The sequence below is a fragment of the Paenibacillus graminis genome (assembly GCF_000758705.1).
Lineage (GTDB): Bacteria > Bacillota > Bacilli > Paenibacillales > Paenibacillaceae > Paenibacillus_AQ > Paenibacillus_AQ graminis.
The window spans coordinates 2439546-2460453 of record NZ_CP009287.1; the positions used below are offsets into that span (position 1 = coordinate 2439546).

The 20908-nt window shown below is 51.5% G+C and carries 16 protein-coding genes; 13 read left to right on the plus strand and 3 right to left on the minus strand.

The genetic code is table 11. The annotated features are described in order from the left end of the window. Positions 1 to 15: 15 nt before the first annotated feature. From sufD to PGRAT_RS09840, 6 genes are all read left to right on the plus strand, one after another. Complete coding sequence (gene sufD, locus PGRAT_RS09815) at positions 16 to 1317, plus strand: Fe-S cluster assembly protein SufD (RefSeq protein ID WP_025705801.1); 1302 nt, start codon at positions 16 to 18, stop codon at positions 1315 to 1317. Then, positions 1314 to 2540: a cysteine desulfurase gene (locus PGRAT_RS09820; RefSeq protein WP_025705800.1), complete on the plus strand. Its 1227-nt coding sequence runs from the start codon at positions 1314 to 1316 to the stop codon at positions 2538 to 2540. The genes sufD and PGRAT_RS09820 overlap by 4 nt, the downstream gene beginning before the upstream one ends. Next, positions 2527 to 2967 (plus strand): Fe-S cluster assembly sulfur transfer protein SufU, encoded by a 441-nt coding sequence (sufU, locus tag PGRAT_RS09825; protein ID WP_020426759.1) that lies wholly within the window; start codon positions 2527 to 2529, stop codon positions 2965 to 2967. Before PGRAT_RS09820 ends, sufU begins: the two co-directional genes overlap by 14 nt. 19 nt (positions 2968 to 2986) lie before the next feature. Beyond that, complete coding sequence (gene sufB / locus PGRAT_RS09830) at positions 2987 to 4384, plus strand: Fe-S cluster assembly protein SufB (RefSeq protein ID WP_025705799.1); 1398 nt, start codon at positions 2987 to 2989, stop codon at positions 4382 to 4384. Positions 4385 to 4887: 503 nt separating this feature from the next. Continuing rightward, a complete protein-coding gene (locus PGRAT_RS09835; RefSeq protein WP_025705798.1) occupies positions 4888 to 6657 on the plus strand; it encodes an ABC transporter ATP-binding protein in 1770 nt (589 codons plus the stop codon). Next, a complete protein-coding gene (locus tag PGRAT_RS09840) occupies positions 6654 to 8513 on the plus strand; it encodes an ABC transporter ATP-binding protein (RefSeq protein WP_025705797.1) in 1860 nt (619 codons plus the stop codon). Before PGRAT_RS09835 ends, PGRAT_RS09840 begins: the two co-directional genes overlap by 4 nt. A 73-nt stretch (positions 8514 to 8586) precedes the next feature. Here the strand turns inward: PGRAT_RS09840 and PGRAT_RS09845 are convergent, their stop codons facing one another. Continuing rightward, positions 8587 to 8835 carry a DUF7667 family protein gene (locus PGRAT_RS09845; protein WP_025705796.1) on the minus strand — a complete coding sequence of 83 codons (249 nt, stop codon included), beginning with the start codon at positions 8833 to 8835 and terminating at the stop codon, positions 8587 to 8589. Positions 8836 to 9136: 301 nt separating this feature from the next. Here PGRAT_RS09845 and licT point away from each other — a divergent pair, with 301 nt between their 5' ends. The 3 genes from licT to PGRAT_RS09860 all read left to right on the plus strand — a co-directional run bounded on the left by licT (position 9137) and on the right by PGRAT_RS09860 (position 13590). Further along, on the plus strand, positions 9137 to 9982 hold the full coding sequence (gene licT / locus PGRAT_RS09850) for a BglG family transcription antiterminator LicT (protein WP_025705795.1): 846 nt from the start codon (positions 9137 to 9139) through the stop codon (positions 9980 to 9982). Between the two features lie 245 nt (positions 9983 to 10227). Beyond that, positions 10228 to 12087, plus strand: coding sequence for a beta-glucoside-specific PTS transporter subunit IIABC (locus tag PGRAT_RS09855; RefSeq protein ID WP_025705794.1), 1860 nt, complete (start codon positions 10228 to 10230; stop codon positions 12085 to 12087). Positions 12088 to 12132: 45 nt separating this feature from the next. After that, positions 12133 to 13590 carry a glycoside hydrolase family 1 protein gene (locus tag PGRAT_RS09860; RefSeq protein ID WP_025705793.1) on the plus strand — a complete coding sequence of 486 codons (1458 nt, stop codon included), beginning with the start codon at positions 12133 to 12135 and terminating at the stop codon, positions 13588 to 13590. Between the two features lie 424 nt (positions 13591 to 14014). Here PGRAT_RS09860 and PGRAT_RS09865 read toward each other — a convergent pair whose 3' ends face one another. Both PGRAT_RS09865 and PGRAT_RS09870 read right to left on the minus strand, forming a co-directional pair. Beyond that, the gene (locus tag PGRAT_RS09865; protein ID WP_025705792.1) at positions 14015 to 15055 is read right to left on the minus strand and encodes an HD-GYP domain-containing protein; all 1041 of its coding nucleotides are present in this window, start codon (positions 15053 to 15055) and stop codon (positions 14015 to 14017) included. Positions 15056 to 15144: 89 nt separating this feature from the next. Beyond that, positions 15145 to 15858: a molybdenum cofactor biosynthesis protein gene (locus PGRAT_RS09870; RefSeq protein ID WP_025705790.1), complete on the minus strand. Its 714-nt coding sequence runs from the start codon at positions 15856 to 15858 to the stop codon at positions 15145 to 15147. Between the two features lie 154 nt (positions 15859 to 16012). Here PGRAT_RS09870 and PGRAT_RS09875 point away from each other — a divergent pair, with 154 nt between their 5' ends. The 4 genes from PGRAT_RS09875 to yfkAB all read left to right on the plus strand — a co-directional run bounded on the left by PGRAT_RS09875 (position 16013) and on the right by yfkAB (position 20894). Continuing rightward, positions 16013 to 17452 (plus strand): bifunctional metallophosphatase/5'-nucleotidase, encoded by a 1440-nt coding sequence (locus PGRAT_RS09875; RefSeq protein ID WP_025705789.1) that lies wholly within the window; start codon positions 16013 to 16015, stop codon positions 17450 to 17452. Positions 17453 to 17500: 48 nt separating this feature from the next. Continuing rightward, positions 17501 to 18328 (plus strand): undecaprenyl-diphosphate phosphatase, encoded by an 828-nt coding sequence (locus tag PGRAT_RS09880; protein WP_025705788.1) that lies wholly within the window; start codon positions 17501 to 17503, stop codon positions 18326 to 18328. Positions 18329 to 18437: 109 nt separating this feature from the next. Continuing rightward, positions 18438 to 19550 (plus strand): HD-GYP domain-containing protein, encoded by a 1113-nt coding sequence (locus tag PGRAT_RS09885; protein ID WP_025705787.1) that lies wholly within the window; start codon positions 18438 to 18440, stop codon positions 19548 to 19550. A gap of 207 nt (positions 19551 to 19757) precedes the next feature. Further along, complete coding sequence (yfkAB, locus tag PGRAT_RS09890; protein WP_025705786.1) at positions 19758 to 20894, plus strand: radical SAM/CxCxxxxC motif protein YfkAB; 1137 nt, start codon at positions 19758 to 19760, stop codon at positions 20892 to 20894. The last annotated feature ends 14 nt before the right edge of the window (positions 20895 to 20908 follow it).

Here is a 20908-nt window from a genome sequence, read left to right on the forward strand (position 1 = left end):
AGGAGGAAACCACTTATGACGACGCAAACCATTCTTCCGGTAGATGCACAGCTGCTCGGCGATTGGTCGCAGAGCAGCGGCGAGCCGGTCTGGCTGAAGGACAGCCGATTGAACGCACTTACGCTGGCCGCTGGTCTGGCACTGCCGAAACTGGAGAAGACCCGGATTGACCGCTGGAATGTGAACACCTATGGAACCTACAAAGCAGGCCAGGCGATCACTGCACTTAGTGAAGCTCCTGCTTCTGTTGCCGCACTGATCAAGGATCAGGAGGAAGGCAGCCTGATTATTCAGCGCAACTCCAGCGCCATCTATGTCCGCCTTGCACCGGAGCTTGCAGCACAAGGCGTTATTTTTACCGATTTGCAGACTGCGGCCAAAGAGCACGGCGATCTGGTGCAGCGCTATCTGCACAAGGCCGTACTGCCTGATGAGCACTCTCTAGCTGCGCTGCATGCGGCCCTGTGGAACGGCGGAGTATTCCTCTATGTTCCGAAGAACGTTGTGATTGAGACTCCGCTGCAGGCGGTGCTGTTGACCGATGATGCGGAAGCGGCCTTTGTTCCGCATATTCTGATTGTTGCCGACACGAACAGTTCAGTGACCTATGTCGACAACTATGTGTCAGACAAAACTGAAGCCGGACTGCACAATGGTGCGGTTGAGGTGTTCGTGGGCGCAGGAGCTAAGGTCCGCTATGCCACGGTTCACCAGTTAGGTGAGGATACGACTGACGTGACTTACCGCCGTGCCGTTGTGGAGAATGACGGAACGATTGAATGGATTGTCGGCGAGATGAACTATGGCGATACGGCCAGCGACACCAAGTCGGTGCTCAAGGGCAACGGAGCGAGTTCTGATGCCAAAGTCATCGCGGTGGGATCAGGCTCGCAGAAGCTGAACTATACCACCCAGGCGCAGCATTTCGGCAAAAACACGCCGAGTGACATGATCACCCGTGCGGTGATGCGTGATACGGCAACCTCTATTATTAACGGAATTACGAAGATCGAGAAGGGTGCAACCCGGGCTGATGGCCAGCAGACAGAAAAAGTTCTGATGCTGAGCCCCGGGGCGCGCGGAGACGCGAATCCGATCCTGCTTATAGATGAAGATGATGTAACCGCAGGCCATGCCGCTTCCGTAGGACAGGTCAATTACGAGCAGGTGTACTACCTGATGTCCCGCGGAATTTCACGGCATGATGCAGAAACACTGATCATTTACGGCTTCCTTGCACCTGTTGTGTCGCAAATTCCACTGGAGGGACTGCGCAATCAGCTCCAATCTCTTGTGGAAAGGAAGTTAGGCCAATGATCAGCAGTGCCATCCGGGAGCAGTTTCCCATACTGAACCAGACAATCAACGGGCATCCTCTGGTATACCTGGACAGCGCGGCAACCTCACAGAAACCGCGCCAGGTCATCGAAGCCGTGAAGTCCTATTATGAATGGGATAACTCCAACGTGCACCGTGGTGTCCATACGCTCGGCAGCCGGGCTACGGATGCTTACGAGGGGGCCCGCGAGAAGCTGGCCAAATTCATTAACGCCCGCAGCACGAAGGAGATTATCTTTACCCGCGGCACAACGACGGCTCTGAATATTGTAGCTTCGTCTTACGGCCCGGCTAACGTCGGTGAAGGCGACGAGATCGTCATCACCCAGATGGAGCATCACAGCAATTTCATTCCATGGCAGCAGCTGGCGAAGAAGACAGGGGCCACCCTGAAGTTCATTCCTCTGCAGAAGGATGGGTCCATTACGCTTGAGGATGCCGAGCAGACGATTACGGATAAGACCAAGATCGTCGCCATAGCATATGTCTCCAATGTAATGGGCATTTCCCATCCGGTAAAAGAGCTGGCAGCCATCGCTCACCGTCACGGTGCAGTAATCGTTGTGGACGGAGCCCAGAGCACACCGCATATGAAGGTGGATGTTCAGGACCTCGACTGCGATTTCTACGCGCTGTCCGGCCACAAGATGCTTGCGCCTACCGGCATTGGTGCCCTGTACGGCAAGAAGGCTCTGCTGGAAGCGATGGAGCCGGTCGAGTTCGGCGGTGAAATGATCGACGATGTGGGCCTGTATGATTCTACCTGGAAGGAACTGCCTTGGAAGTTTGAAGGCGGTACACCGATCATTGCCGGTGCGGTTGGACTCGGGGCCGCGATTGACTTTCTGCAGGAAATCGGGCTGGATGAAATCCACCGCCATGAGATGGAACTGGCCGCTTACGCGGAGGAGCGCCTCTCGGAAGTGGAGGGTCTGACGATTTATGGTCCGAGAAACCGTAAAGTCGGTGTGGTGACCTTCAATCTCGGTGATGTCCATCCGCATGATGTGGCTACGGTGCTGGATGCTGAAGGCGTGGCTGTACGTGCCGGGCATCACTGCTGCCAACCGCTGATGCGCTGGCTGGAGGTCAGTTCGACGGCCCGGGCCAGCTTCTACCTGTACAACTCAGAACAGGATGTAGATGCGCTGGTCCAAGCCTTAATTAAGGCAAAGGAGTATTTCGCCTATGAACTTGGATGACTTGTATAGACGTGTAATTATGGATCATTATAAAAATCCCCGGAACCGTGGTTCTTTTGCAGATGACGCCCTGAAGATTGAGCTGAATAACCCTACCTGCGGCGACCGCATTACGCTTCAGCTAAAGGTGGAGGATGGCGTCGTGAAGGACGCCCGTTACAGCGGCGAAGGCTGTTCGATCAGCATGTCGTCGGCTTCGATGATGACGGAAGCGGTCAAAGGCCAGACTGTAGAGCATGCGCTTGAGCTGGCTGACCGGTTCTCCTCCCTGATGAAGGGGGAGGCAGTGGATTTTGAAGATTACGAAGATATCGAAGCCCTTTCCGGTGTTAATAAATTTCCGGCGCGGATCAAATGTGCGACACTCGCATGGAACGCGCTGCGCAAAGGCATAGACGTAGAAGAAGAGCATCACCAAGAACATTAAAAACAAGGAGGCTGACACCATGGCTAAGAAAGCGCCTGATATGGAAGAGTACCAATACGGGTTCCGTGACGAGCATAAGTCGATATTCCAGTCTGGTAAAGGACTTACGGCCGAAATTGTTAAAGAAATCTCCGCCATCAAAAATGAGCCGGAATGGATGCTGGAATTCCGTCTGAAAGCTCTGGAGCAGTTCTACAAAATGCCAATGCCTAAATGGGGCGGCAATCTCGACGAATTGGATTTTGACGATATCCAGTATTATGTAAGACCGTCGGAGAAACAAGGGAAGACTTGGGAGGAAGTGCCCTCCGAGATCAAAGAAACCTTCGATAAACTGGGGATTCCAGAAGCGGAACAGAAGTTCCTGGCCGGCGTATCGGCGCAGTATGAATCCGAGGTGGTCTACCACAGCATGCAGAAGAACCTTGAAGATCAAGGTGTAATCTTCACCGATACCGACACGGCGCTGCGTGAACACCCGGAGCTGTTCAGAAAATTCTTCGGCACCATTATCCCGCCTGCTGATAACAAATTTGCAGCATTGAACAGTGCGGTATGGTCGGGAGGAAGCTTCATTTATGTTCCGAAAGGCGTGAAATGTGAAGTGCCTCTGCAGGCCTACTTCCGTATTAACTCCGAGAACATGGGCCAATTCGAGCGTACCCTGATTCTTGCTGATGAAGACAGCTTCGTACATTATGTAGAGGGCTGTACCGCTCCAATCTACAGCACGAACTCCCTGCACAGTGCGGTGGTTGAGATCCTGTGCATGAAGAATGCGCGCGTTCGTTACACAACCATTCAGAACTGGGCGCCAAATATCTATAACCTGGTTACCAAACGTGCTGTAGCCGAAGAGAATGCTACGATGGAATGGGTTGACGGCAACATCGGCTCCAAGCTGACGATGAAATACCCTGCGGTGGTGCTCAAAGGCCGCGGAGCCAAAGGTTCTGTATTGTCCATCGCGGTTGCAGGCAAAAACCAGCACCAGGATGCAGGGGCCAAAATGATTCACTTGGCACCGGACACCACTTCGACGATCGTGTCCAAGTCGATCAGCAAACACGGCGGTAAAGTAACGTACCGTGGTCTTGCTTCCTTCGGCCGCAAGGCGGAAGGCGCCAAATCGAACATCAAATGCGACACACTCATTCTGGATAACGAGTCGACATCGGACACCATTCCTTACAATGAGATCATGAACGACAACATCGTGCTGGAGCATGAAGCGACCGTCTCCAAGGTATCCGAGGAGCAGTTGTTCTACCTGATGAGCCGTGGTCTTACCGAAGCGGAAGCAACCCAGATGATCGTTATGGGCTTCATTGAACCCTTCACCAAAGAACTGCCGATGGAATATGCGGTAGAAATGAACCGCCTAATCAAGTTCGAGATGGAAGGCTCTATTGGATAACAAAGTAAATTTTAAATGTAGGAGACGAGCGTTCAAGTTCGTCTTCTTCTGTTTTTATTCTAGCCTAATTTTTATAGGGGCTTCATAATACATATCCCTTGCGCAACCGGGATATACGGACTTGCTTATACAGTACCTTTTTAAAGTGAATCAAATCTCCATAGAAGCTGCCCCTTAACAGATTTATCTGTTGGAGGGGCAGCTTTTTGCTGCTTCATGCTAATCAAAAAAGAATAACTATGCAGAATATACAAATAAAGGTTTAGCTTTGTTGACGCGGAAATAGACTGAATCTTGGTTAATCTTAATCCAATAGTATTTAAGAGGAAATGGGAGCATTTAAAGCTGAAGCCATCCTTTTCCTGCAGAAGAAGCCTGCTTTTATCAGGAATAACCGTAAAACGGTGATTTCTCCACTTTGCTGCATTAAAACAGGGGTGATAAACTGCATAAAGTCACTAAAATGGAAGCGCTAAAAATCTAACGCTTTAAGGAGGAGAGATATGGATGTTCTCAGGCAACTGCGGGGCTTTTATCGGGAGAAGCTGCATTATCTGATTCTGTCGATTTTTTGTTTGGCTGCCGCGACTGCAGTGGGGCTGATTACCCCCAATCTGTTAAGACGTTTGATTGATGAGGTTATTGTTCCCCTGAAGTTTACTGAGGTGCCCGTACTTGCTATCAGCGTATTGGCGGTGGTGCTGGTCAAAGCCTGCCTGCAGTTCGCCCATGGATTTTTTGGAGGACGGCTGGGCAACTTTCTGGCTTACCGGCTGCGCAATGCCTGCTATGAGAAGCTGCAATTCCTGTCTTTCCGCTATTATGATACTGCGAAGACAGGCGACCTGATGTCCCGGCTGACCGGGGACCTGGAAGCCATCCGGCTGTTTATCGGTTTCGGATTTGCCCAACTGCTGAATGTGTTTTTTATGGTATTGTTCGGCTCCATTATGATGTTCACGATCAATTGGCAGCTTACGCTGATCACGCTGATCACCATGCCGTTTCTGGCTGCGGTCGCATTCAGATTCGAATCCAAGATTCATCCGGCTTTTCAGGAGATGCGGCTTGCACTAAGCTCTCTTACAACGGCTGTCCAGGAGAATGTCACCGGTGTGCGGACCGTCAAATCGTTTGCCAGAGAGGCCTACGAGGTAGAGAAGTTCTCGCACCGTAATGAACGCTATAAGGATAATCAGATTTTTGCCGCAGAGCTGTGGAGCAAGTTTTTCCCGGTGATGGAGCTTTTGGCTTCGGTCAGTGTGGCGATCTTGCTCGGGGTGGGCGGAACGCTGGTGATCAAGGGGCATATGTCGCTTGGTGAGCTTGTAGCCTTTTTCAGCTTAATCTGGTATATTATCGGCCCTGTATGGGGCCTTGGCTTCCATATCAACAACTATACGCAATCTAAAGCTTCCGGAGAACGTGTGCTTGAAGTGCTTAATCAGCACATCGATGTGAAGGATAAAGAGAATGCCCGTGAGCTTGTGGCCGCTGAAGTGCAGGGTGAGGTTGTTTTTGATCACGTGACGTTTGCCTACGGCAACAAAATGCCTGCGGTCAAGGATATTCATTTCAGCGCCAAACCGGGGGCGGTTATCGGGTTCCTCGGCGGGACCGGCTCCGGGAAATCGACCATTATTCAGTTGATGATGCGGGCTTATGATGTGAACAAAGGCAGTATCCGGCTGGATGGGGTGGATATCCGTGAATATAATGTACGCAGCCTGCGGTCGCAGATTGCCACGGTGTTCCAGGAAACGTTCCTGTTCTCCTCTTCCATCCGCAATAATATTTCGTACGGCCTGAAGAATGTGGGCATGGAGGAGATTATCCGCGCCGCCAAGCTCGCTAAAGCCCATGATTTCATTATGGAAATGCCCGAAGGGTATGATACGGTAGTTGGCGAGCGGGGGATGGGGCTCTCAGGCGGCCAGAAGCAGCGTATTGCCATTGCCAGAGCGCTCCTGAAGAATCCGCGGATTCTGATCCTCGATGATGCAACCAGTGCCGTCGATATGGAGACAGAGCATGAGATCCAGGCCGGGTTCCAGGAGGTTATGCGCGGGCGGACTACGCTGATTATTGCCCACCGGATTTCCTCGCTGCGGCATGCCGATCAGATTATTGTCATGAATGAAGGGAATATGGTTCAGCAGGGCACCCACCGGGAGCTGATTGAGGTTCCGGGTCCTTACCGGGATGTTTACCGGATTCAGTACGCCGATTATCTCGCCAGGGACAACGGAAGAGGGGCAGGTGATCCGGCATGAAGCTGGAAGCTAACCAAGGGAATACTGCCAAAATAAAGCAAGGTACAGCCCAGGAACAGACACTTGACGAACGATTCGTATACAAAGACGATGATGTGATCGACAAGGCGTTTGACTGGAAGCAGTTCACCCGGCTGTTCAGTTATATGAAGCCTTATGCACGGCAGATGCTGCCGCTGGTGTCGGTAATGATGATTCTCGGCACCGTTACGAAGCTCACCGTCCCTTATCTGACGAGTATGGCCATCGACAAGGCGATTGCCCCCAAGTCGGGGAATCCCAGCCTGACACTGCTGTACACATTGACTGCCGCTGTGATTGTGCTCTATCTGATCCAGTGGATCGCCGGGGTTTACCGGATCAAATATACGAATGTGATCGGACAGCGGGTCATTTATGATCTGCGTTCCGACCTGTTCCGGCATATTCAAAAGCTTTCCTTCAACTTTTTTGATAAACGCCCGGCCGGTTCGGTGCTGGTGCGGGTAACGAATGATATCAACTCATTGCAGGACCTGTTCACGAACGGGGTCGTCAACTTAATGATCGACAGCGTGCAGCTGATCGGCATTATGGTGATTCTGCTGCTGATCAACTGGAAGCTGGGGCTTGCGGTGATGATCACCGTGCCGGTCATGTTCTTTGTATCCACCAAGCTGCGCCAGAAGATCCGGATAGCCTGGCAGGATGTGCGGATGAAGAACTCGCGGATTAACTCCCATCTGAATGAGTCGATTCAAGGGATCCGGGTCACTCAGGCGTATACACAGGAAAAGGAAAACATGAACTATTTCGACGCCATGAATATGGACAGCCGCAAATCCTGGAACAGGGCTTCGGCGATGAACCAGGCGTTTGGCCCGATTATCGAAATTACAGGCGGCTTCGGCACGATGATTCTGTTCTGGTTCGGGGCTTATCTGATCCAGACGGGTGACCTTACGGTAGGGTTCCTGGTGGCGTTCAGCACCTATGTCAGCAATTTCTGGGACCCGATCAACCGGCTCGGGCAGATGTATAACCAGCTGCTGGTGGCGATGGCTTCTTCGGAACGGATCTTTGAATATCTGGATGAACAGCCTGCTGTTCAAGATAATCCGGGGGCAACGCCGCTGCCGAAGATTAAGGGCGACATTAAATTTAATAAGGTAGTCTTTGAATATGAAAAAGGCCGGGCAGCGCTGAAAGGTATTGATCTTGACGTCAAGGCCGGCCAGTCGATCGCACTTGTCGGGCATACCGGCTCCGGCAAAAGCACGATCATTAACCTGATCGGCCGGTTCTATGATATTAAGAGCGGCAGTATCACCATCGACGGCAAGGATACGCGGGAGGTGACGCTGCAGAGTCTGCGCGAACAGATCGGGATCGTGCTGCAGGATACCTTTATTTTCTCGGGGACGATCCGGGACAACATCCGCTTCGGGCGGCTGGATGCAACGGATCAGGAGGTCGAGGAGGCAGCCAAGGCCGTGGATGCGCATGATTTCATCAGCAAGCTGCCGGGAGGCTACGAGACCGAGGTCGAGGAACGCGGCAGTGCGCTCTCCATGGGACAGCGCCAACTGCTGTCCTTTGCCCGGGCGCTGCTGGCCAATCCGCGGATTCTGATCCTGGATGAGGCGACAGCAAGCATTGACACCGAGACGGAGATCAAGATTCAGGAGGCGCTGAAGATTCTGCTCCAGGGCCGGACCTCGTTTATCGTCGCCCACCGGCTGTCAACTATCCGCCATGCGGATAAGATTGTTGTCCTTGATCACGGAGAGATCAAGGAAGAAGGCACCCATGCTGAGCTTACGGCGCAGGATGGCATCTATAACGGCCTGATCGAAGCACAATTCCGCTTCCTGTAGCCTAGAACAGCAGCAGCCCTTTCCAGCACGTTCAAGTGTGGGAGGGGCTGCTTTGCCGCTGCTGAGTCTGCGGTTAGTTGCGCCGCCTGCCCGCTCTGCCGGTCACGCGGACTTCGTACATTTGCGCGCTGATCTCCTGCTGCCACTGGGCATCATCCGTATCTGCGGCCAGCGCTGCCTCATTGTTCAGCCGCGCCATTTCCCAGCAGTACATGGCGTTCGCCTGCAGACAATGCCGCTGCTCGGTTTCTTCATCGCTTGTCAGCGGCCGCTGACAGCTTAAGGTGTACAGTTCCGCAAGCCGCTGATGAATGCCTAGCATATTTTCCCTCCTGAACGTTTTGTGGCACTCGTATATTCCCTGCTGTTATCAGCCTAGCCACAGAAAATGGCTTCCAAACATAAACACAAATCCCTGGAAAAATTATCGTAAAACAAATCCCTATATTTTTTAAAACAAAAATCTTGTAATCGCTTTTTTTTATGCTACAATAACAGTAATACAGGATTGTGACCGGTAACGCGGGCAATGCCTAAGCTGATTCGAGTATCATTTTTGTTAATGATATTGGGATCAACTTAGGCTTTTTTTGTACAAACTATGTGATGGGAGGTGACAACAGATGATTATAGAAAAGGTGCTTAACAACAACGTGCTGCTGACGAAAAACCAGAAGGGCAAGGAAGTTATCGTGATGGGCAGGGGCATTTCCTTCAATAAAGTGGCTGGCGATTACGTGGACCCGGACAAAATTGATAAGATCTTCCTGCTGAACGAAAACGAATTCACAGCGCGGCTGACTGAACTGCTGAATGATATTCCTGTAGCCCACTTGGAACTCGCCAATGAGATTGTAACCTATGCCAACGGGATTCTGGGCACCGAGCTCAGCGACAATTTATATCTGACCCTGACGGATCATATCCATTTTGCCGTGCAGCGCTTTGAGAAGGGGATTACGCTGAAGAATGCGATGCTCTTCGAGATCAAGCGGTTCTATAAGAAGGAATTCTCCATCGGGATGGACGCGCTGCAATTTATTGAGAAAGCTACAGGACTTACATTGGGAGAGGATGAAGCGGGCTTCATCGCCTTGCATTTGGTGAACGCGAGGATGGACGGAAATGAAATGAAGTCCACGCTTAAGATGACGGAGATTGTCCAGAATATTCTCAATATCATCACCTACCATTACAAGGTGGTGTTGGATGAAAACTCGCTGAACTATTCACGGTTCCTGACGCATTTGCAGTATTTCTCCATGCGGGTACTGAAGAAGGAAACCAGCAACAGCGGTGAGGATTTCTTATACAACCAGGTCAAGCAGACGTATGCCAAAGCCTTTGAATGCGCAAGCAAAATCAATGATTACCTGGAAAAAGCGTATGCCCAGAGTCTCAGTAAGGACGAATACGTCTACCTGACGATTCACATCCAGCGGGTCACGGAGCGCAACAGCCTGGAATAGCAGCTTGTACCGGCCAACCGGCAAATGGAGCCGGCAACTAAATAATGATTATCTATCAGGGTGTTACTGGTAAGGCAGGCAAAACCTGAACTGATGGCAAAATCGACGTGAATTAGCGTTTCATTTTGCTGTGAGTTCAGGTTTTTCTTGTTTGCAGAGGAATTAATGATAACTGCTGGCACATCCTAATCCTACTGCAACGATCACAAGTTCCACCAACATAATCCTTCAAAGGAGCAATCAATATGAGCAGCAAGGACTTATCCAAACAGATCATTATGCTTGTCGGCGGCGAATCCAATGTGAATTCGGTATTTCACTGCGCCACACGATTAAGATTTAAGCTGAAGGATCATGGAAAGGCAGATAAAGCCGCACTAGAAAAAACACCGGGTGTCATTACAGTAGTCGAGAACAGCGGCCAGTTTCAGGTCGTCATCGGCAATAATGTCAGCCAGGTCTTCGAACAGATTATGAAGGAAACCTCACTGCAGGATGCCGAAAAAAACGGCAAAGCTGACGATGCTTCTGAAAGCACCGGAGTTCTCGGCAAAGCAGTGGACATTATCTCCAGTATCTTTTCCCCGATACTTGGGGCATTGGCTGGTGCCGGAGTGCTTAAAGGCCTGCTTGCGTTAATCCTGTCACTGAAATGGATCAGCGCCGCAAGCGGAACCTACCTGATTCTGAACGCTGCTTCAGACAGCGTATTCTACTTCCTTCCGGTGTTTCTGGCGGTAACCGCAGCACGTAAATTCAAGGCCAACCAGTTCGTATCTGTGGCCATTGCCGGAGCGCTGATCTACCCTGCGGTTATCGCCGCTGTCGGCTCTACGGAATCGCTGGACTTTTTGGGGATACCGATTGTACTGGTCAACTATTCCTCCAGTGTGATTCCGATCATTCTGGCGGTGTGGGTACAGTCTTATATAGAGAAATGGTTCCGTTCCATGATCCATGAATCGGTTCGCAATATCCTGGTTCCGATGTTCGCGCTGCTGATCGTTATTCCTTTAACCTTCCTGGCGTTTGGGCCTGTGGGCTCGCTGATCAGCGAAGGACTCGCTTCCGGATACACCTGGCTGTATAATCTAAGCCCGCTTGTCGCTGGGGCCATTGCCGGGGCATTCTGGCAGGTGTTCGTTATCTTCGGCGTCCACTGGGGGTTTGTCCCGATTATGCTCAGCAATATTGCTACACTCGGTTATGACACCATGCTGCCGATTCTGGCCGCTGCGGTTCTTTCGCAGGCCGGTGCCGTATTCGGCGTGTTCCTGAAATCTAAGAATACGCAACTAAAAGCTTTGTCCGGATCATCCACACTGGCTGCTGTGTTCGGGATTACCGAACCCACAATCTACGGTGTTACCCTGAAGCTTAAAAAACCGTTCATCTATGCCTGTATCTCCGGCGCGGTTGGGGGTGCTATCATTGCTGTAGGTGGTGCCAGAGCCATCGCCTTCTCTTTGCCTGGGCTGCTTGCGCTGCCAACCTATTTCGGCACCGGATTTGCCTGGGCGGCTATCGGGATCACCGTGGCCTTTGTTCTGGCTGTTATCCTGGTATATGTGCTTGGATTCGACGACCCTGAAGCAGCGGTGGAGGAGACAGCAACCCAGCCGGTTGTGAAGCAGGGAATGACCCAAATCGGCAAAGAACAGATCGCAAGTCCATTAACGGGAGCGCTGCTGCCGCTGGAAAGTCTGCCGGACGAAGCCTTTGCCTCAGGGGCCATGGGAAAAGGCATTGTGATTGAGCCCTCGTCCGGGCTGCTGACCTCGCCTGTAAACGGAACAGTAACGACGGTATTCCCCACTGGCCATGCCATCGGCATCACCTCAGAAGGCGGGGCGGAGCTGTTGATCCATGTCGGCGTCAACACAGTGAAGCTGAAGGGCAAGCATTTTCAGAAAAAGGTGCAGGAAGGGGATAAAGTGGAGCAAGGCCAGCTGCTGCTGGAGTTCGATGCGGATGCGATCCGCGCAGCCGGGTTCGTGACGGCGACACCTGTCATAGTAACCAATTCCGCCGATTATCTGGATGTACTGAAGAATACAGGCACAGAAGTAACAAATGGCGAGCTTTTGCTAACACTAATCCACTAGAGCTTTAAGGGACCATAAGAAGATTGGAAGAGAGGGGACATATTCATGACTGAACTGAAAAAAGGATTTCCGGAGAACTTTCTATGGGGCGGGGCAACCGCCGCAAATCAGCTGGAAGGTGCGTTCGATGCAGACGGCAAGGGCTTGTCCAGTGCGGATATGGTCGCTTATGTGCCCAAGGCGGAGCGCAGCAGCGACCATGCGATTGAGATTACGTCCGAGCGGATCGGGCAGATTTTGTCCGGGGAATTTAAGGCCCGGTTTCCAAAACGCGAAGGGGTGGATTTCTATCACCGGTACAAAGAGGACATTGCTCTTTTTGCCGAGATGGGGTTCAAGGTCTTCCGTCTGTCGATCAACTGGGCGCGGATCTTTCCGAATGGGGATGATGCCGAGCCGAATGAAGCGGGCTTGCAGTTCTATGACAATGTATTTGACGAGCTGCATAAATACGGCATTGAGCCGCTGGTGACGCTGGCCCATTACGAGACACCGCTGGGCCTGACGCAGAAATATAACGGCTGGGCCTCACGTGAAGTCATTTCATGTTTCACCCGTTATGCGGAGACTGTGTTCCGGCGTTACCAGGATAAGGTGAAGTATTGGATTACCTTTAATGAGATCAACATGATGACCCTGAGTCCGTTCACCGGAGGCGGCGTTGTCATTGACCGGGCGGAGAACAAGCTGCAGACGATCTATCAGGCGCTTCATCACCAATTCGTGGCGAGCGCTCTGGCCACCAAGCTGCTGCATGAGATTATCCCGGGATCCCAAATGGGCTGCATGCTCGCCCGGATGGAGAGCTACGCCAATACCTGCAACCCCGAGGATGTAAGGCTTAACCAGCATGAGAATCAGATGAATCTGTATTTCACGGATGTACATGCCCGGGGAGAATACCCTAAATACATGGACCGCTACTTCGCCGAGAACAATGTTGTTCTCCATAAAGAATCCGGTGACGATGAGATCCTGAAGCTCCACACTGTGGACTATGTGGCATTCAGCTACTATATGACGCTGACCGTATCGGCCAGTCCGGAAGGGGAGCGGGCGCAGGGCAACCTGTTCGGCGGTGTGAAGAATCCGTATTTGAAGGCTTCGGAATGGGGTTGGCAGATTGACCCGGTCGGACTAAGAATTATGCTGAATACCATGTACGACCGTTACCAGAAACCTTTGTTTATTGTGGAAAATGGCCTCGGGGCGTATGACAAAGTAGAAGCTGACGGTTCCATCCATGACAGCTACCGCATTGACTACCTCCGCCAGCATATCGCCCAGATGAAAGAAGCGATCCTGGACGGCGTAGAATTGATTGGCTACACAAGCTGGGGACCGATTGACCTGGTGAGCATGTCTACTTCAGAAATGTCCAAGCGTTACGGCTTCATCTATGTGGACCTGGATGATGACGGCAACGGTACCTTGAACCGTTCGAAGAAGGACTCTTTTCACTGGTACAAAAAAGTCATCGCCAGCAACGGTGCGGAGCTGTAGGAGGAGCCTGGGAGCGGCTGAGCATAGCTGTGGCTGTGGCGGATAGCGGCTTTAGTGCGCAATGTGCAGAAAATGAAAACAGGAGATTCCCAAACCGTCCGGTGAGGGAGTCTCCTGTTTTGTTGTTTTTTAGAAAATTATGATTGCCTTCTGTTTGTGGGGGAATTGCAGGAAATGAAGTGGAAATCGTTCACTTCATCCGGATGAAAAAGTGCTCTGCGGAGGAGAGAGCTGGAAAAAGTAGACTTAATTGAAGCGAATTCACCCAAAATGGTGGAAATCGGCCGAATTAAATATCCTTTTTCCAACTAAAACTCGCTGGGAAGCAGGATGTGGAGATTTAAGTTCAATTTTTCCACTTGAGCTTCCTTCCGTCCACGTAGTGATAATAACTTTCCCTTCCGCCAAGCGTCCGGGTGTCCCTTTACTCCATATAAATCTCAACCACTGCAATTGTACGTTCGCGGGCCAGATCCAGAAATTTGCCTTCCATCTGTATGAGCGGCCGGAAGACGTCCAGCGGATTGTTCATGATAATCACGCCCATGTCTCCAGTACTCAGCAGCACCCGTTTTCCAATGAAATTGGGCATCAGATGCTGGATGAGGGCCTGCACCGGCTTGCCGTTCAGCTTGCCGAAGCTGAGTGTGTTAATCTCACGCAATACGGAGATCAGCTCCTGCTTGGATTGATAGATCCGCTGAGAGGTCATGGCGCTGTAAATGTCAGCCACGGCCGCAATCTGGGAATAGGGGTGTATATCATCTTTGGTCAGGTTATGCGGGTATCCGGAACCATCGTCACGTTCATGATGCTGAAGCGCCACCAGGGCGGTATAGGGGTCATCCATGGAATTGCGGATAATTTCATAGCCATAAATCGTATGTAGTTTCACTTCGTCAAATTCAGCGGCAGTGAGCTTGCCCGGCTTGTTCAGAATATCAGGGGAAATGCGGCATTTGCCGATATCAATCAGATAGCCGGCCCGGCCGATTTCATAACACTCCTTCTTGGAATATCCAAGCCAGGTAGCTATATAATAAGAAAGCATGCCCACTTGCAGGGAATGGTTATATGTATAATTATCCTCCCGGTCAAGCAGAAGCAGTAATGAAACCACATCCTTGTGTTTGTCCAAGGAATCCAGCGAGGGCTGAAGAATGTCATCCACAACGGACTGGTTGAAGCTGCCCTTCGTCAAGGCTTCCATATATACCGATTCAAACCCGTCAATCATGGTATCAAAATTCCTGGAAGCGGACTGAATGACGGAAGATCTGCTTGAAGGCACAGGTTCCTCCTGGATGGCTTCGATATCAACGTAATCTACTCCGTGCTGCATCAGTTTAGCAATTTCTTCGATTTGAAGCTGTGCCCCTTTGGGTAATACATGAAGCCCTCTTGAGCTAAAGGTATCCATCTTCAGGTAATCACCCGGTTTCAGATCTGTTACGTGTACTCTCAATGACTATGCCACCTTACATTAGCGTTTTTTTCCAGCATAGCAACAAAGCAGGAATTATTCAATGGTTTGTAATGCCCAACCGGCAAAGCTCACAGCTTAGGGTAATCCTTAGCATGGGGATCAGCCCCCAGCCACTGTTCTCCAGAGTCACTGATGTCTTTTTTCCATACAGGTACGGATGCCTTCAGTCTCTCAATGGCATACCGGCTGGCTTCATAGCAGCTGTCGCGGTGGGGCGCAGAAACGGCGATCATTACACTTGCTTCCTTGAGGGCTACGAGTCCGGTACGGTGGGCAATAGCGCAGCGGGCATTCCACCGTTCCTCGACCTCGTTGCCGATTTCCTCCAGCTTGGCGAGGGCCATGGGAATATAAGCTTCATAATGCAGCGCGGTTGTGCGCTGGGCGCCGGTCATTTCCCGGGTTGTGCCAACGAACAGCAGGGAAGCGCCATGATTTACATCCAGCACTTTATCCAGCAGGGCCTCCCCGTTCAAGGGCAGATCCGTGATGCTGAACCTTCCGTCCGGTGTTTCCGCATCCTCAGCGGCCGGCTCTCCTCCGGAGACGGGAGGAATCAGCGCAACCTCGGAAGCTTCGGATATGACGGAGTCATCCGGTGCATACTCATGGTCAATGGCAACTAAAGATACCTTAATCTGCGGAGCGGCTTCCGGATAGGATGCTGAGAGCAGCTCCTTCAATCTTCCCGCAGTAAGCGGAGACTCATGGAAGTGGAAGGCCAGTGAGGAGGAACCCATAACCTCTGCCAGGCCGGCGAACAGACGAATTGTCACGTGCATGCTTGATTCACCTCGGAATGTATAGGATATGTAGCTTTCAATAATGATTCCAATATACCATATTGAGCTTGAAAATGTTATGCTAGGCACTATAAGATCACATGCCTGCCGCTTAATATAAAACGGCTTTACAGGTGGGAGGGAAGACAAGCATATGGAGCGAACATTGCAAAGATTGACCCTAATTCATACGAATGATATACATAGCCACTTTGAAATGATGAGCCCCATTGCTGCAGAAATCGCTAACCTGAAGGCAGCGGCCGGTGAAGAGCCCGTGCTGCTGCTGGATATTGGCGATCATATGGACCGGGCGGCAGTAGAGACTGAAGGCACCATGGGACAGGCAAATATCGATATGATCAACCTGACCGGCTATGATGCAGTTACGATCGGCAATAATGAAGGGCTGACGTTCTCCCGTGAGATTCTTTCTGCTTTGTATGCGGGACTCCAATGTCCTGTGGTATGCAGCAACATCCTAGAGAGTGCTACCGGAGAGGCGCCCGGATGGATGAAGCGCCATGTCATTCTGGAGAAGGATGGCATCAAGATAGGCATTACCGGGGCTACTGCGGCATTTGCCTCGTTCTACGGGCTGCTGGGCTGGGAAGCGCTGGACCCGGAACAAGCGCTGCGTGAACAATGTGAGCTGCTGGCTCCGCAAGTGGATCTCCTGATTATCCTTTCCCACCTGGGGCTTCCTGCGGATCAGCGGCTGGCGGAGCAGCTTCAGGGGGTTCATGCCATTCTGGGCGGCCACACGCACCATATGCTGGAGACTCCGCAGATGATCAACGGAACGGCTGTCTGCGGGGCCGGCAAATTCGGCCGTTATATCGGACGGCTTATTTTTGAGCGGGCTCATGCCGGGACAGCCTTCGAGCTGGTAAGCGGCCGCTGCTTCACGGTTGATCCTTCGCTTACCGAAGAGGTGCTTGCGCCTGCGGCGGCGTTGCATTTGCAGCACGGGCTTGAGGTTCTTAACGAAACCGCAGCCATCACAGACCGCGAGCTTTCCCTGGACACAGAAGGGGAATCTCCTTTTGGCAATCTGCTGGCTCAGGCTGTCCGCCGCTTCACAGGAACACCAATATCCCTGGTTAACAGCGGACAACTGCTTGGACCTCTGCCGCAAGGCACCATTACGGCAGGGATGCTGCATGCGCTGTGCCCTTCTCCGGTTAATGCCTGCATTATCCAGCTAAAAGGGGAGGACATCCGCAAGGCTCTTGAGCAGAGCAGGACCGAGGCGTTCTACAATAAGGCGATTTTTGGCTACGGCTTCCGGGGGAAGCTGCTGGGCAGCCTGGCAGTTGATGGATTAAAAATCCTGTACGATCCAGGGGTCTTGCCTTATGATAACGGTATCGCTGTTTTTGTCGGGGGGGAGCCGCTGGATGACAGGGCTGTCTATTCTGTCGGAACACTGGATATGTTCACTTTCCGCATAGGGTATGAGAGTCTTGCGGATGGAACCGAACCGCTGTATTTGCTGCCTCATTTCCTGCGGGATCTGCTGCGGATGGAGCTGCAAAGGCCGGGAAGCTTGGATGAATGTGCCGTTCTCCGCTGGGTGAGCCGGTCTGTCTAACCGTGATGATTTCATTTTTATTTTCATTTTCAATATCAGGAGGATTATATGGACACGATTACAGCAATAATTCTGGCAATTGTAGAAGGAATAACTGAATTTATCCCGGTATCATCCACGGGGCACATGATTTTAACCACTAAGCTGCTGGGCTTTGACGAGCAGTCGCCGATTATGAAGACCTATGAGATTGTTATTCAGCTTGGAGCCATTCTCGCTATTGCCCTGGTGTACCGCCAGCGGATTCTGAACCTGCTGGGTATCGGACGCAGCCGCTCAGGCAGAGGCGGAGTGATGCCGGCCTCCAGACTGAATCTGATTCATGTCATTCTCGGGATTGTACCGGCGCTTGCAGTAGCTTTTTTCGCCCGTGATTTCATTAAAGGACTCTTTGGAGCTTCCACAGTGCTCTGGGCGCTTGTCGCCGGCGGGGTGCTGATGATTGTTGCAGAATGGGTGAACAGACGGAAGATCCGGATTACCGCGCATGAGCTGGATGACTTATCGTACGGACAGGCGCTGGCTATCGGCCTCTACCAGATTATTTCCGTGCTGTGGCCGGGATTTTCCCGGTCCGGCTCGACCATCTCCGGCGGTATGCTGAGCGGGGTCAGCTACAAGGCTTCGGCGGACTTTTCGTTCCTGATTGCCATACCGATTATGTGTGCGGCATCCGGGTATGAGCTGCTTGATTCCTATCAGTATTTTACCAAAGATACGATTATGGATTTCGCGATCGGATTTGTCATTTCATTTATTGTCGCTTATGCGGTGGTGGTTGCGTTCATGAAGCTGATCCAGAAGATCCGGCCGACCCATTTCGCAATTTACCGCTTTATTTTGGCTGCGGTGTTCTGGTTGTTTATTATGCGTTAATCTATAGGCTCTTGACTAATCGCTCAAGGTAACGGTATATACAGAGAGGGTCAACTGGGGATTTTGGAACAATATAGCAATTTACCGTTAAAGGCAGGAGTGAACGAAGGTGCGTCTAGTATCCGTGAATCGGCTTCAGGCGGGAATGAAGCTGGGTAAAAAAATATATAATGATGAAGGACTGGTTCTGCTCGCGGATGGAGTAGAGCTAACGGATGCGCTGATCAAGCGGCTGGCTAAGATCGACATCGGCTATATCTACATAGAAGACTCCGTCACCGAGGATGTTGAGATTACGGGCATGCTGCAGGATGAGACGCGCAATCAGGCGCTCAAGGTGGTCCGGAACCAGTTTCAGCAGATGTCAGGCGCTTCCGGCATAACCAAGGGTTTTTATCATTTGGACAAAAAATTCTCCAAAGTGATGGATTCCATTCTGGATGATCTGGCCACACAGGAAGATCCCATGATTATGCTGCTTGATATGCACACGGCCGACAACTACCTGTATGTTCACTCCCTGAATGTCTGTCTGTATACGCTGGTGCTCGGAATTGCCCATGGCTATAGCAGGGAAGAGCTGCGGGTCATCGGCATGGGCGCGCTGCTGCATGATATAGGCAAAACGCAGATCCCTGTCAAAATTATTCAGAAGCCCGGTATGCTCAGCGACGAGGAGTTCCGTCATATGCAGGCCCATACCGAGATCGGCTACCGGATTCTCAAGGATGAACCGAATATCCCGCTGCTCGCGGCACACTGTGCGCTGCAGCATCACGAGCGTATCGATGGCTCGGGTTATCCGCGCGGGCTGAAAGGGCCGCAAATACATGAATATGCCAAATGGCTGGGGGTTGCGGATTCCTATGATGCCATGACCTCGAACCGGATCTATAAGAAGGCCATGCTGCCGCATCAGGCAGTAGAAGCGTTGTACGTAGGTTCAGGAACGCTCTATGAGCAGAAGCAATTGGAGCTGTTCCGGGACCGCGTGGCGATCTATCCGCTGGGTCTGACCGTCAAGCTTAGCACCGGAGAGAGCGGAGTGGTGGTCAAAATTGACCCAGCCATACCGCACAGGCCGGTTGTGCGTGTGCTGCATGACCCTGATGGCGAGCCCGTCATTCCCTTTGAGCTTGATCTGGGCAGCAAGCTTTCTGTAGTGATTGTGGATGTGACCGATGAAGACAGTGTACATTTAGGGTCCCCGCAAAGGACCTGAATCAGCTTCTATGCAAAGGCCCCACTTTGTGGGGTTATTTTAATTTTCACCTCCTCTACTTGGAACTATTTTCTGCAAACGGAGGAGCAGACAGCCGCCAAAGTGCAGTTTTTTGCCCAGTCGTGGTATGATATAGGTTAAGTTACCGTTCTTTTTCATTGATTTTGGGTTAATAATAGGAATACGTATCGAAGGAGCACCACGAAAATGAGTATATTAGAGCCATCCTCAACACCAATAAGAGAGCTGTCGCCAAGCTATGATCCTTGGGACCCGATCACTTCATTGCGCAAGCATGGGCGTCATGTGCTGACCAGTGTCGAGATGACGGTTACCAATCTGTGCAACATGCGGTGTGAGCATTGTGCGGTTGGCGACAGCCTGACCACTAAAGAAGGAGACATGCTGCCGCTAAAAAATATCCTGGACCGTCTGGAAGAGGTTGAACATCTGCAGACGATCAGTATTACGGGCGGCGAGCCGATGTTCCGCGCCGGTACTGTGGAGAATACCATCGTTCCATTGCTCAAGTATGCCCGTGAGCGGGGCATCCGGTCGCAGATCAATTCCAACCTGACCATGCCTTATTCCCGATATGAGCAGCTGCTGCCCTATTTGGATGTCATGCATATCTCTTTCAACTACATAAATGGAGATGACTTTCATGAGGTAGGTTTTGCGAACAGCGGCCACTCGGTCTCAAAGGAAGCGGCTTACCGGCTCTATGACACGATGCTGGATAACTCCCGCCGCTTAAGCAGTGACGGGATGCTGATTTCTGCGGAATCGATGATCAATTACCGGACGCATAAAAAGCTGCCGGCAATCCATAAGCTAATTGGGGACATGGGGGCAAGAAGGCATGAAGTGCATCCGATGTATGCTTCCAGCTTTGCTTCCAAGCTGCCTGTACTGTCCCTGAAGGAAATGGGAGCAGCGATACATGACCTGCTGGACCACCGTGATCCGGACATGTGGATGCTGTTCGGTACGCTTCCTTTCTTTGCCTGCAGCTTTCTGGAAGAAGACCAGAAGCTTCTCCGCCGATTGCGGGAGGAAAAAAATGTTACCCTGCGCAACGATCCGGACGGCAGAAACCGTGTGAATGTCAATATGTTCACAGGAGACGTGTTTGTGACGGATTTTGCTGATATCTCCGCCTTTGGCAACATTGGCAGCGGCAAGCTGGATGATATCTTTACCGAGTGGCAGCAGAAGCATCCGCTCAATCAGAAGGTGAATTGCCACTGCGATGAAGCCGGCTGCTGTGGTCCCAATCTTCTCGTAGCCGATATGTATTATCCGAAGGTTGATTTCAAAACTAGAAAAGCGATCACTCTGTAGAAATGGGGCGTTGT